Annotated in this window: 1 protein-coding gene; it reads left to right on the top strand. The window is 30.2% G+C overall.

All coding sequences use genetic code 11. The features are described from left to right. Positions 1-70: 70 nt before the first annotated feature. Complete coding sequence (locus ACODSI_RS15050; protein ID WP_488917671.1) at positions 71-589, top strand: hypothetical protein; 519 nt, start codon at positions 71-73, stop codon at positions 587-589. Positions 590-655 lie beyond the last annotated feature (66 nt).

Here is a 655-nt window from a genome sequence, read left to right as displayed (position 1 = left end):
AAACGTTAGCGGTCAGCTTAGTAAAACAGAAAAAAAATGACAAATGGAAATAGGACAGAAATTTAATCAATTGACTTTAGAGGAATATTTTCATTATATTGATAATAACAAAAAATTCAAAGATTTTAATACACTTGGACTATATCGTTCAATAGTAGAAAATGAGAAACTTTGTATTGACCAAAAAATAGAAGTTCGTGAATATGCACACAAAATCTTTAGAAAAACATTTGATTTTTTACAACTGAAAGACCCAAAAACATTTGTTGAAGTTTCGACTTTAGGACAAGAATTTACTAAAGGTGACGAAGAAAAAATTTGGAATGAAATTAAAAAAAATCAACAAAAAATACTTGATGAAAAAAGAATAAAACATAGAAATTTCGGAACATATTCCAAACACAGTTGCCCTTATGAAGACTGCATTTGGAATGGCGTAATGATAAAACAAGGTTCTCGTTTGGCTTGGTCAAGTATGCATTTTTTCACTGACAGAAGTAATTATCATCAAAAAATAAAATCTGAAATGCATAAATCTGACAGAAAATCTGAAAAACAAATTGTGGAAAGAGAAATTAATAATGAATAAAAAGCCGAACCGCTAACAGCCGTTTGCGCCAATGGCGTGGCTCGGGATTTATCAGAATGCGGAAGT

The sequence above is a fragment of the Flavobacterium sp. FG139 genome, from assembly GCF_057809695.1.
The sequence above is the reverse complement of the archived record's forward strand: the minus strand, read 5'-3'. Positions and strand labels throughout refer to the sequence as shown.